This is a genomic window from Larkinella punicea (assembly GCF_003334855.1).
Classification (GTDB): Bacteria; Bacteroidota; Bacteroidia; order Cytophagales; family Spirosomataceae; genus Larkinella; species Larkinella punicea.
On sequence record NZ_QOWE01000027.1, the window covers coordinates 37,292 to 50,297 of the forward strand.

At 53.5% G+C, this 13,006-nt stretch carries 9 protein-coding genes; 8 read left to right on the forward strand and 1 reads right to left on the reverse strand.

Translation table 11 applies throughout. The annotated features are described in order from the left end of the window. Positions 1-126 precede the first annotated feature (126 nt). Positions 127-726, reverse strand: a complete 600-nt coding sequence (locus DUE52_RS26610; RefSeq protein WP_114409125.1) for an RNA polymerase sigma-70 factor — start codon at positions 724-726, stop codon at positions 127-129. A 238-nt stretch (positions 727-964) separates the two neighbouring features. On the opposite strand from DUE52_RS26610, the gene DUE52_RS26615 reads away from it, so the two are divergent. From DUE52_RS26615 to DUE52_RS26650, 8 genes are all read left to right on the forward strand, one after another. Further along, positions 965-2,047: a FecR family protein gene (locus tag DUE52_RS26615; protein ID WP_114409126.1), complete on the forward strand. Its 1,083-nt coding sequence runs from the start codon at positions 965-967 to the stop codon at positions 2,045-2,047. A 214-nt stretch (positions 2,048-2,261) separates the two neighbouring features. Continuing rightward, positions 2,262-5,663 carry a TonB-dependent receptor gene (locus DUE52_RS26620; RefSeq protein ID WP_114409182.1) on the forward strand — a complete coding sequence of 1,134 codons (3,402 nt, stop codon included), beginning with the start codon at positions 2,262-2,264 and terminating at the stop codon, positions 5,661-5,663. A gap of 11 nt (positions 5,664-5,674) precedes the next feature. Then, positions 5,675-7,360 carry a RagB/SusD family nutrient uptake outer membrane protein gene (locus DUE52_RS26625; protein ID WP_114409127.1) on the forward strand — a complete coding sequence of 562 codons (1,686 nt, stop codon included), beginning with the start codon at positions 5,675-5,677 and terminating at the stop codon, positions 7,358-7,360. Between the two features lie 141 nt (positions 7,361-7,501). Beyond that, positions 7,502-9,988: a hypothetical protein gene (locus DUE52_RS26630; protein ID WP_114409128.1), complete on the forward strand. Its 2,487-nt coding sequence runs from the start codon at positions 7,502-7,504 to the stop codon at positions 9,986-9,988. 311 nt (positions 9,989-10,299) lie between these two features. Continuing rightward, positions 10,300-10,869 (forward strand): hypothetical protein, encoded by a 570-nt coding sequence (locus DUE52_RS26635; protein WP_114409129.1) that lies wholly within the window; start codon positions 10,300-10,302, stop codon positions 10,867-10,869. Between the two features lie 109 nt (positions 10,870-10,978). Further along, entirely contained in the window at positions 10,979-11,455 is a 477-nt protein-coding gene (locus tag DUE52_RS26640) for a response regulator (RefSeq protein WP_114409130.1), read from the forward strand. Between the two features lie 50 nt (positions 11,456-11,505). Next, positions 11,506-11,934 (forward strand): response regulator, encoded by a 429-nt coding sequence (locus DUE52_RS26645; protein WP_165841044.1) that lies wholly within the window; start codon positions 11,506-11,508, stop codon positions 11,932-11,934. A 139-nt stretch (positions 11,935-12,073) separates the two neighbouring features. Beyond that, on the forward strand, positions 12,074-12,994 hold the full coding sequence (locus tag DUE52_RS26650; protein WP_114409132.1) for a hypothetical protein: 921 nt from the start codon (positions 12,074-12,076) through the stop codon (positions 12,992-12,994). The last annotated feature ends 12 nt before the right edge of the window (positions 12,995-13,006 follow it).

The window sequence follows — 13,006 nt, forward strand, 5'->3', positions numbered from 1 at the left end:
GGCCGGATGAAATCCGTGGGGCCGGGATATGACGGGGGCCGGATGAAATCCGGGAGGCCGGGAATATGTCGGGGTGAACGCGAATATACCGGGGTGAACGGGAATAGGCCGGGAGAAGGAGACACCCTACCGGCAAATCATCATCAAAAAAAGCACAAAACTATAATCCCGCAGTTGCGTACGGAGCAATTTGAGCGCCTTTGAAAGGTGGTATTCGACGGCTTTGTCGGTCAGGGCGAGTTTTCGCGAAATTTCCGGGATGGTCTGGCCTTCGAAACGGCTCATCCGGAACACTTCCTGGGTTTTGGGCGGGAGTTTCAGCAGCTCGGTTTCGATCGTTCCCAGCAAGTCATTATACGACAGTTGGTCTTCAGTCGAAAAATCCGCCTGCGGGGCAAAAAACTGCTGGTATTCCTGAAATTTCTCGTGAACGATGCGGCTTTTGATGGCATCGATGATCGAATATTTCAAGGCCCCGAACAAATAATAATCGACCCGGCGAACGGCCAGCGACTCGCGTTTCTGCCAAAGCTGAACGAATAAATCCTGCACCAGTTCTTCGGCCATTTCCGGCGATTTCGTTTTTTGAAAAGCAACCCGATAAAGGGCATACCAATACCGCTCATACAGTTCCGCCAGCGCCAGCCGATTGCCATCGGTTAACGCCCTCAGTACCTGCTCATCATCCCACTCTTTCAGCGAAGAAAGTCGTAAATCTGCCGACATGTGTGCACCCGCGTCGATTAAAGAAAGACCAAATTACCATTTTTTTACAAAATAGTGCCAAAGGAGTTAACCCGCCCTCAGGGATGTGGCTTTGAAATCGAGACGTCAATTGAACTAAAGAAATAATATGTCGCCAAATTGGGCTTATTTATATAAACAATCCCCTATTTTATAAAAACATTTAGGGTAAACCGGGGCCTTGATCGACATACGCAGTACATGACAGCGTCAACGGCCCATGCAAAAAGAAGAATTCGCCCAACTGCTTACGAAATACAACGCCGGCCAATGCACGGACGCGGAAATCCGGCTGATCGATCGTTGGTATGATCAACTGGGAACCGGCAGCGCACTGGCATTGAGCGAAGAAGACCGGCAGAAGCTGAAGAAAAAACTGTGGCATCAGATTGATTTACAAACGACTGATGATCTTGCAGCGTCTTCGGATGGAGAGGAGAACGTACTCCGGTGGCCGTGGTTCCGGCGGTGGGTGGCGGCTGCGGCCGTTGTTGCGCTCATCGGTTTTGGCTCCCTGGTTTTCTACCGGTATCAGTCAGCACCCAGAACGATAGAAAATAGTCCGGTTGCTGCCGGGAATGGTTTCGTCGAACAAGCCAATAAAACCGCTAAACCCCTGATCATCGAACTAGAAGACGGCAGCATCGTTCACCTGCAACCGCAGAGTACAATCCGCTATGCCACCCAGGCGGTGCCCCACAAACGAGAAATCTGGCTCAACGGAAAGGCTTTTTTCCGGATTCACAAAGACGCCAGCCGTCCGTTTCTGGTCTACAGCGGTGCCATCGTAACGCGCGTTTTGGGAACGAGTTTCTGGATCACAGCCCCCACCAATGCGCCGACCGTGGAAGTGGCGGTTCATACCGGCAAAGTGGCGGTGTTTAAAAAGAATCAGCAGTCTACGCCAAAAACGGAAAACGCCGACGTCCGGGAAGCGTCGGTGGTGTTGACGCCCAATCAGAAAGTAACCATTTTTCTGGATGAAAACCGCCTGACCCGCGGCTTGATCGATCAGCCCGAACCGATCCAGACTGCCATCCGCCCCGAACCGGCCACGTTTGCCTTCGACAACAGCACGTTGCCAGACGTGCTGAAGCAACTCGAAAAAACGTACGGTATTGAGATGGTGATCGGCAACGACTCCCTGACCCATTGCCGGTTTACGGGAAAGATCACCCACCAGCCGCTCTACAGCAAACTGGAACTGTTGTGCCGGGCGATCAATGCGCAGTATGAAGTGCAGGGAAACCGCATTCTCATCACGGGTGTCGGCTGCGACCCCTCTTCTTTTGACCCACTTTAACCCACCCTGAACCCTATGAAGTAACCAACAGCTACCAAAAAAAGGCCGAAAGTGCGGCTACACAGTCGGCCCGGAATTTTCCCTTGATGCGCATCATCATTCATCTGCCAGGATGAACAGGGATTTGTTTTGTCGAATTCATTCATTTTCTCCCAACAAAACATACAAAAGTATGAAATTTTGTCGAATGCTCGGTTTGACCCTTCTAACCGTCATGAAAATCTCTCTATTCCCTATATTTCTCAGCCTGCTGCTGGCCGGATCGACTCTGGCCTACGACAGCAAGGCGCAGGATATGCTCCAGCGCCCGATCTCGATCAAGGCGGATGAGGTGGCCCTGAAGAACATCCTCACCCGGCTGGAACGGCTCGCTAAGGTCGATTTCGTGTACAGCCCCAACACCATTCCGGCGGCCCGGAAAGTGTCGCTGAATGCCCAGAATCAGAAACTGGCCGCTGTGCTCGAATCGCTCCTGAAACCGCTGGGCCTGACCTATCAGGTCATCAGTGGCCAGATCGTCATTCAGCTTCCGCCAGCGGCCTTACCGGCTTCCGAGTCGAATGCCTACCTGAATACTGACGGTGTTCCGGAAGCGGTCGACCGAACCATTACCGGGACCGTCACCGCCGAAAATGACGAGGGGTTGCCTGGCGTTAGCGTGGTCATCAAAAACACGACGCGCGGCACCTCGACCGATATGGATGGCAAATTTCGGCTGTCGATACCGGACGGGGGTGCTACGCTGGTTTTCTCCTTTGTGGGGTATGAAAATCAGGAAGTGGTGGTTGGCAACCAGTCCACTTTCGCGATTCAACTGGTTCCGGACCTGAAAACGCTGGAAGAAGTTGTCGTGGTAGGCTACGGAACCATGCAGAAAAAAGACCTGACCGGGGCCGTTGCGTCGATTCAGGGGGATGCGATCACCACCCGCAAAACCACCCAGATTTCCCAGGCGTTGCAGGGGGCCGTGCCGGGTGTCACCGTGACGCGCAGCAACAGCGCCCCCGGTGCCACCGCCACCATCCGGGTTCGGGGCATCACCACCATCAGCGATGCCGGTTCCAATCCGCTGATCATTCTCGATGGCGTGCCGATCGACGACATCAACTCCATCAATCCGAATGATGTCGATAACATCTCGGTGTTGCGGGATGCGGCTTCGGCTTCCATCTACGGTTCCCGGGCCGCTGCCGGGGTGATTCTGGTGACGACCAAACGGGCCAAAACCGGTCAGCTCAGCCTCGATTACACGGCGGAATACGGTTTTGAAAAAGCAACGCGACTGCCGGACTATGTGAACGCCAAACGGTATATGCAGCTTACCAACGAGCTTCGGTGGAACGACAACGGCAACAACGCCAACGAATATCCAACCTACCCCAAAGACCTGATCGATAACTACGACAACCTGCACGCGCAGGACCCCGACCAATATCCCAATACCGACTGGCGCAGTCTGATGCTGAAAGATTATGCGCCCCGGCGCACCCATTTGCTCAGCATTTCCGGTTCCGGCAAAGCGCTGCGGTCGCGGGTTTCGCTGGGCTACGACAAAACCGATGCGTTGTATGACGGCCGGAGTTACGAACGAATTACCGCCCGGGTCAACAACGACCTCACCATCACGAAATACCTCTCAGCCAGCGTCGATTTCAACTTCCGGCGGGCCTTTTCGCCCCAGCCCATCACCGACGACCGAAGCGGTTCTTATCCGTTTTACAAAATGGGCATCATGCCCCCGGTGTATGCCGCGACGTTCTCGGATGGGCGCATCGGTTCCGGGAAAGATGGGGCCAATATCTACGCCCGGCTGAAAAACGGCGGTTTCAACAACGCCTGGTATAACCAGGTCGGCGGCAAGATCAGCCTGGATTTCACCCCGATCAAAGGATTAAAAATCACCGGTGTACTGTCGCCTTTCTTCAATTTTGACAAGGTTAAAGTCTTTACGAAGAAGGTTCCGTATACCCTCTGGAACAGCCCAAATACCATCGCCGGGTACATTGAAGGGCAATCGCAAACCAGGCTGGACGAAAGCCGCAACGACAGCTACCGCTACACCACCCAGGCGCTGGCCAACTATACGCGCCAGTTCGGTGATCACAACCTGAATCTGCTGGGCGGTTACGAATATTTCTACGCGTTCAACGAATTCCTGGGCGCATCGCGCGGGCAATACATTCTGAATTCGTATCCCTACTTAAACCTCGGTCCGCTCGACTTCCGCGACAACAGCGGCAGTGCCAACGAGAATGCGTACCGGTCGTGGTTCGGGCGGGTCATGTATGGCTACAAGGACAAGTATCTGCTTCAGGCCAACATCCGGTACGATGCCTCGTCGCGGTTTGCTTCGGCCTATCGCTGGGGTTCCTTCCCCTCGGTTTCGGCGGGTTGGGTGATTTCGGAGGAACCGTTTCTGAAAACCAGTGCCTCCTGGCTGTCGTTCCTGAAATTCCGGGCCTCGTGGGGAACGCTGGGGAACGAACGAATCGCCAGCAACTTCTATCCATACCAGGCGATTCTGAATTTTGAAAACATGTCCCTGTTCTATCAGGGTAATACCGTGGTTTCGGCGCAGTCGGCGGCTCAGTTTCAGTATGCGATCCGGGATATTACCTGGGAAACCACCTCGTCCTACAACCTCGGTCTGGACGTCAATTTCTTCCGCGACCGGCTGCGGATTACGGCGGATTATTTCAAAAAAACCACCCGAGATATGCTGCTGGAACTGGAAATCCCCGATTACGTCGGTTTCGATAACCCGTTTCAGAATACCGGAAAAATGCATACAACGGGCTGGGACATGCAAGCCACCTGGAACGACCGCGCCGGTGATCTGACCTACAGTGCGTCGGCCAATCTCTCTGATTTTAAATCCGTTATGGGCGATCTGGGCGGAACCGTCTTCACCGGCGACCAGATTATCCGGGAAGGCAGCCAGTTTAAAGAGTGGTACGGTTATGTCTCCGACGGCCTTTTTCAAACCGCCGACGAGGTGGCCAACTCGCCCAAACTGAACGCCAACGTCAAACCGGGCGACGTGCGTTACCGCGACATCAGCGGCCCCACGGGCGTCCCCGATGGCCGGATTTCGCCGGAGTACGACCGCGTGCTGCTGGGCGGTTCGCTGCCCCGGCTCACCTATGGAGCCAACTTCAATGTGGGGTATAAAAACTGGGATTTCGGGCTGGTGCTTCAGGGCGTGGCCAAACAAAATTCCCGCCTGGGCGCGGACATCGTGCAGCCCCTGCGCGAAAATTTCGGCACCTTTCCCGCCATTCTGGACGGCAACGCCTGGAGCACTTACAACACCGCTGACCAGAATTTGCAGGCGCAATACCCCCGGTATTCGAACACCTCGGCGGGGAATAACTACACCCTGTCTGACTATTGGCTGATCAATGGCGGTTATTTCCGGCTCAAAAACATCAGCCTGGGCTACAACATCCCGAAAGGATTCACGCAGAAACTAAAAATGCAGAGCATCCGCGTCTATAGTTCCGTAACCGACCTGCTGTCGATCAGCAAGTTCCCCAAAGGCTGGGACCCCGAAATGACGTCGCTGGGTTACCCGATCACAACGTCTTTTGTCTTTGGAGCTACTGTCAAATTCTAACCCGATCCGCCATGAAACTAAATGTATTAATCTTCCTTTTCGGGCTGTTTTTCATAACCGCCTGTGACAGTCTGGACCTGAATCCGTTGTCCGACGGCTCCGGCGAAACCTGGAACGCCAACGCCGAGGAAATCGAAATGTCGTTAAACGGTTTATACAAAGATGCGTTCTGGATGCAGGACTCTGATGAGTGGACCGACGACTGGACGTACCGGGATGCCACCACGGCCATTACCGGAGCCACCATCAACGGCGAAACTGACTTTGTCGGCACCTGGTGGACCAATACCTATAAGGCCATTGCCAGAGCCAACCTCGTGATTCAGAGTGTGGATCGGGCGGCCGCCGTTTTGTCGAAGGAACAAATCGACCGCTATGCCGCCGAAGCCCGGTTTATTCGGGCGTGTCAGTATTCGCGGCTGCTTTCGCACTATGGCAATATCGTCTATACGGAAAGCACGCTTACCATCGACGAAGCGCTGGCGCTGAAACAGACGCCCAAAGAGACGGTTTTGCAGAAAATCTACGCCGACTTCGATTTCGCTGCTGCTAATCTGAAAACCACCTACAGCACCTCGGAGCTGAAAAGGGCAACCGCCGGAGCCGCTCATGCCATGAAAGCCCGGATTGCGTTGCAGATGAGCGACTGGAAAACCGCGCGCGATGCCGCCAAGGCCTGCATGGACCTGAAGGTGTACAGGCTCCACGACAGTTTCGACAATCTGTTTTTATCGAAGACCAAGAATTCACCGGAGGCCATTTTCGCCCTGCCCCGCTCGGTGGCGCTGAAGGTGACGCTGGGGGGACTCCAGGACTATGTTCCCCGGAACGCGGGCGGTTATGCGGCCAAAGATCCTTCCTGGGATTTGTTCTGTGCGTTTCTCTGCAAAGACGGTTTGCCCATCGACGAATCCCCGCTGTTCGATCCGCGAAAACCGTTCCTGAACCGCGATCCACGCTGCACGGCCACTATCGTTGAATTCCAGACTCCACACCTGGGCTTTGTTTTTCAGCCGCATCCGGATTCGGTCAAGGTTCTAAGAACCAGTAACAATACGCTGGTCAACAACAACGACACCCGGTCGATTGCGCAGTTTGCGTCGTTCAACGGGCTGATCTGGAAAAAAGGCGTCGATGCCGACTGGCTGCTGAACTCCTGGACTGCCGAGCCAGACAAAATCATTATTCGTTACGCGGATGTGTTGCTGATGTATGCCGAAGCCAAAATTGAACTGAACGAAATTGACCAGTCGGTGCCGGACGCTATCAATGCGGTTCGGGCGCGGGCCTATGGCGTCAGTGCGACGGCAACGACCTATCCGGCGGTAAAAACCGGTACGCAGGCGGCTTTACGCAAAATCCTGCGGACGGAACGACGGATGGAATTTGCGCTGGAAGGCATTCGCTACATGGATTTGATTCGCTGGAAACTCGCCGAAAAAGTCCTGAACAAACTCAACTACGGCCTGCTCGACCCGGCTGATTTGCGGACGAAAGTGGTCAAACCGGGTTTGTGGTTTTTCCCGCAGGTACCGCAAATCGACGACGATGGCGTGGCGGATTTCTCGCCCATGTTCAGTGCCGGACTCATCAAGCAACTGACCATCCGGAAGTTCGACGCCACCCGGCAATACCTCTGGCCCATTCCGTCGAAAGAAGTGTTAACCAGTGGCTTGGTTCAAAATCCCGGTTATTAATGGGAACACGGATTGAACAGATTGAACGGATTTACACCGATTAAAATCCGTTTTGATCCGTTCAATCCGTCTGATCGCATCGGCGACCCGGCCGTGTTCCTATAAACAGCTTAACGATTACAACATTCTATTCCTTCAAGGATGAAAAAAAACATTCTTTCCGCGTGCCTTATCGGCACATTAATCGCCGGAACGGTCAATCTTAATCCGGCAAACGCCCAAGCCAAAACCGGAAAATCGTTCAGCGGTATTTACCCGCATCTGGCCATGTATAACAACGAGGGCGAGTGTGGCACGGGCGCGGTGGTGCCCTGGGCGGGCAAGCTCTGGGCCGTGACCTACGGACCGCATTTGCCGTTTGGCTCGTCGGATAAACTCTACGAAATAACACCGGATCTGAAGCAAATTGTCCACGCTGAAAGCATTGGCGGTACGCCTGCCAACCGGATGATTCACCCGGAAAGCAACCAGCTTTTCATCGGGCCCTACGCCATCGATGCCAAAGGAACCGTGCGGGTAATTTCGCCCAACATCATGCCCGGTCGCCATACCGGCAACGCCCGTCACCTGACCGACCCGAAAGGCAAAATCTATTTCGGCACGATGGAAGAAGGGTTTTATGAAGTCGATGTCAAAACCCTGACCCCCACCCTGCTCTATGAAGACGGCAACGTCAAAACCAAAAAGGGAGCCGACGAATCGAACAACCACGCAGGGGCGCTGCTCCCCGGTGCGCACGGCAAAGGGCTGTATTCCGGGCAGGGTGTGCTGGTGTATTCTAACAACGGCGAACCCGGTCCGCAGGCACTGAAGCAATTCGACATTGAAGCGGGTTCACTGTCGGAGTGGAACGGCAAAGACTGGAAGGTGGTGCGCCGGAACCAGTTTGTGGAAGTGACCGGACCCGGCGGTATTTATGGCAACAAAAACCCGGCCACCGATCCGATCTGGGCCACCGGCTGGGATCATAAATCGGTTTTGATGGCCGTTCGTGATGCCGGTAAATGGAGTTTTTTCCGACTGCCGAAAGCGAGCCACAGCTACGACGGTGCCCACGGCTGGAACACCGAATGGCCCCGCATCCGGGACGTCGGAACCGCCCAAAAACCGGATTACCTCATGACGATGCACGGCCTGTTCTGGCGGTTTCCCGGACAGTTCTCGTCTAAAAATTCGGCCGGCATCCGGCCCCGGTCGGCCTATCTGAAAGTCATTGGCGATTATACCCGCTGGAACGACCAACTGGTTTTTGGCTGCGATGACTCGGCGCAGAAGGAGTTTTTGAACAAACGCAAAGCCAAAGGCGACATCGAAGGCCCCGGCCAGTCGAATTCCAATCTGTGGTTTACGTCCACCAGTCTGCCCGATCAACTCGGCCCGAACACCGCCGAAGGGGCCGTCTGGCTGAATGAAGCCGTCAAAGCCGCTGAGACCTCGGAGCCGTTCCTGTTTGCGGGTTGGCCCAATCGCTCGGCCTGGATTCAGAATCACGGCGACGCTGACGTGAGCTTTACGTTCGAAGTAGACAAAACCGGCAACGGTTCCTGGACGACCTTGAAAACCGTATCGGTTGGTGCCAAGAAAGCCGCTCATGTGGAATTTGCCGCCAACGAAACCGGCGAATGGATTCGGATCAAACCCAGCCAGGCTACTCACGCAACGGCTCACTTTTTTTACAGCGCGAATGATTCCCGCACCGCCACGCCGAACGCGTTATTTGCCGGTTTGAGTCCCGTTTCGTCGGCAACAACCGCTGGCGGTTTGATCTACGGTTTGGGCGAAAACCGGCGCGTGCTGGGCATGGCGGCTCTGGATTACACGGATGGGAAAGCCACCGAAGTGGGCTACTACGAACTGGACGGAAACATGAAACTCGTTCGCAAGGAAGATGACAAAGCCATGGCGTTCATCCAAAGCAAATTCGCGATTCCGCAAAAAGCCGTGACGGTGGATGAATCGTCGATTCTGGTGGTAGATGACAAGGGCCGACGCTGGCGGCTCCCACTCGGAAACGACGCCTATACCAACCTGACCAACCAGGCGGCACTCCGAATTTGCCGGGAAGTGGCCACGGAGCGTGATTTGTTCAACGCGCACGGCACCTTCTACGAACTGCCCGCCGAAAATGCCGATGGTTACGCCAAAATTCGCCCGGTTTCGTCGCACAACCTCCGCATCAACGACTATGCATCGTACCGGGGACTGCTGATTATGACCGGCTTAGACCCCAAGCTGTCCGCACAGAACGACCACATTGTGGTATCGGATGACAAAAAAGCCGCCGTCTGGGCCGGAGCCATTGACGATCTGTGGAAATTGGGAAAACCGACCGGCCACGGCGGCCCGTGGAAAAACGCGACGGTTAAAGCCAGCGAGCCTTCCGACCCGTTCCTCATCGGTTTTTACGACCAGCGGAGTATGCAACTTTCCCACAAATCCACCTCCCCCGTTACGTTCACTATGGAAGTCGATCCGGTGGGCAACGGCCCCTGGATGACCTACCAGGAAGTGACGGTCAAACCCGGTCAGACGTTTAGCCACACCTTTCCAAAAGGATTTCAGGCCCGCTGGATTCGGTTCAAAAGCAATAAAGATTGCGAGGCAACGGCTTTTTTTCAGTACAAGTAGAAAATTTTTACCCTTTATTTAATTGAATTTCAATGACTTACCTAAAAACATTCAACACAGAATAATTTTTTTTAACTTTTTTCAAATTCCCGCAATCTAAACATCCGGGTCATTCGTAGGTATGGGACACGCGATGAAGAGTACTATGGAGGTAGCGCGCTTCATCAGCCATACACGTTTCCGACAGAAAGTCCAGAGGCTCAGCTACTGGACTTTTTCGTTGGCAGACGGTTCGTTTTTCTAACCCGTCGTGCGAAATACTTTTGTTATCTTTGTTATAGCCGGTTTTTCCCATAATCCGCCGGTTTTCTATGCACGAGATTGAGCCTTTCTATAATTGGGAAAAATGGTATAACGCGTCGGAAGATCCGAATTCGCCGTTTTTTGGCCGCGTCTACAACATGACCCAATACACCAATACAATTTATGGGTATTACATTCACCCGCTTTGGGACGAAATCGGGTCGGAGACGCTGTACTGCAAAATTCTCTTTGCCGATTACGACCGCCGGTTTGTGGTGATCGAACTCTTCGGCGAGTGGAACGACACGCTGCACAACGACATCATGTATTTGAAACGGCAGGTGATCGACCCGCTGGTGAATGAACAGATCAACAAATTCATTCTGGTGGGCGAAAACATCCTGAATTTCCACGGTTCCGACGATAGCTACTACGAAGAGTGGTTTGAGGACGTGGAGGATGGCTGGATTGCCGCCGTCAACTTCCGGGACTTTGTCGAGAGCGAATGGAAACGCTTCCGGCTCGATTATTACATGAATTTTGGCGGTACGCTGGATGAGATCGATAATTGGCGTACCTTGAAGCCAGCCGCTTTCTTCGACCTCGTCAATAGTTTAATTATTAGAAGATTAGGCTAGTCGTTAATGCTTTAAGTATTGGATTTTAGGCGGTTTAGGCTAACTTTTTTTCCATTGCCTCGTTTTATTTTTGATTAATGACCTGGATTACATCTCATTTTTTAAAACCATGAACGGCCCCTTATCCATCTTACTCATCGGCTCCGACACCCCTGACCGCCAGGCGCTGGCTGACGCTTTTCGGAGCTATGGCGTTCCACACCGGTATCTGTCGGCCCAGGAAGACGCTACCCTGAATGCCTATTTTCAGAAGGGTTTGGCGGATGCGCTGTTTGTTCCGACCCTGATTATGCTGGACCGGGACACCGGCAAACCGGCGAAAATGCTGGAACTGTTGAAACAGCATCCGGTGCTTCGGCGGATTCCGGTAATTGTTTACGGGAGCGGCAACGATCCGGAGCAGGTCAGGCTGGCCTACCGGTGGGGCGCAACCTGTTACATGCCCAGACCGGAAAACTGGGAAGCATCGATGGCGCATTTTTGCTCCTACTGGAAAAAACGCGTTGCCCTGCCCACCATCAAGGCAGAAGACAGTTTATCATCAACCCAAAATTCGAATCAGCACAACCGCAGGCGTTGGGCCTGATGGTCCCGACCGGGTCTGCCAATAGCTGGCGGTTGGTTGGTCAATACCATATGAAAAACAAACAGATTATAGCTGTCGTAGACGACGACGATGATGATCTATTTTTGATACAGGAAGCCTTCAAAGTGTGTTTGAACGAGGAGAGAGTGCTGATTGCGACCAGTGGAATGGATCTGTTGTCACGGCTGGAAACCGTAAAGACTTTACCTTCTTTTTTGCTGCTCGACCTCAACATGCCCTTGATGAGCGGTTTTGAGGTGCTGGGAAAACTGCGCGCCGATCCCCGCTACAACCTGATGCCGGTGCTGATTTTCAGTACGTCGAATGCCCAGCCCGACATTGACCGGGCGTACGAACTGGGGGCCAATTCGTACGTCAAAAAACCGGATTCGTTCAATGACTACAAATCCGTGGTCGAAGACCTCTGCAACTTCTGGCTGCGCGTAGCCTCCACCCCTTCCAGCCGTTTTTACCGGTAAAGCCAGTAGCATCCTTCCGGGCTTTTTTATCTGATTTAATCAAAAACCTTTTACTAAACCGGAAGTTATAAGGACATTGCTTTGGCTTTTGAAATCAAAGCATTTGAATATTTCTATTCACTAACTCGTAACAAACGGTATGGAATCGAATGTGTTTCATGATTCGCAACAGGCGGACCTCGTATCCAACGAAAACGCTGATACAAAATACGGTCAGGATCAGGCCGATACGCATATGGTCAAATTGGTCGATGGAAAATTAGTGCCGACCGCCCACCTCGAAACGGAAGTAACCGACGACCTGAGCGATCGGTATACTGATGACGTGGAGCGTGGCCTGAACTCGCCCAACCAACGGACTTTCGATGTGGTCGATATCAAATCGGATCATCCCCAGGCGGATATGATTCCGGAACTTCCGTCGACCCCCGACCCCAACAATCCGATTCCGTCGTCGCCCGAATTTCCGAACCAGCCTACTCCGCCCCCGTCGCCCGGCCCCGAAATCCCGGATTTGCCGTCGACCCCGAAACCGGACAAACCCGAAATTACGGAACCGAGCGAACCCGGACGGTCACACGAAGTGAACAATGCCGGGAATTTCGATAGCCAGGTTTCCAATGAGGGCAACACGAAAGATACGCCCACCAGCGGTTTGGCGGATACGATGCCCGGCGCGGATGTGCCGACACAAAGCCAGCATCCGGGCGAGAAGGAGAAAGCCCCGGATCTGATCGATTCCGATGCCAACGACGGTCCCGGCCCGGCCAATTACATCAAGCCCAAAACCGACGAAGGCATGACCGAAAATCCGGATACGGGTTCTTCGGAACATCCTTACGACGTTAACGAAAAAGACAAAGAACCGTATCAGTCAGCCGAGCGTCCGGAAGAAACCGCCCAGATGCTGGATCAGCCGAAGGAAACGCTGGACGAAAGTGCCATCAAAAAACAGCCAATGCAGGAATCCACCGCCCAGGCACCGTCGGATATGAAATCGACCGATCAACTGGATCGAAAATACAATGATCCGGATGCGGCACGGGAAGACGTGGTTTAGTGAAAAGAATTT